Annotated in this window: 1 protein-coding gene; it reads left to right on the top strand. The window is 33.2% G+C overall.

Annotation, left to right across the window (positions count from 1 at the left end; translation table 11 throughout):
* Nucleotides 1–23: 23 nt before the first annotated feature.
* A partial coding sequence (locus tag M901_RS07275) for a hypothetical protein (RefSeq protein WP_021277544.1) occupies nucleotides 24–238 on the top strand: 215 nt, incomplete at its 3' end.

Below are 238 nucleotides of genomic sequence, written 5' to 3'. Positions count from 1 at the left end.
AAGCGAATTCTGATTTTCTTAATATGATTAAGAACAAAGAAATCAATCTTGCTTTTGACGATGGTGAGATCAACACTATTAGCTTCACAACGAATAAGTATGGAATAACAACCGCAACTTATAAAGATGAAAGAGGAAAAGAAGTCAAAGGGATGAGTTTAAGATTTGTCATTGTTGATGATGTTGAATACCTAAAATTATACAAAGACCGCAAGGCGCCAAGTGGAACTTATAAGTA

The organism is Bacteriovorax sp. DB6_IX, from assembly GCF_000447775.1.
Lineage (GTDB): Bacteria > Bdellovibrionota > Bacteriovoracia > Bacteriovoracales > Bacteriovoracaceae > Halobacteriovorax_A.
This window is presented reverse-complemented; position numbering and strand designations above follow the sequence as displayed.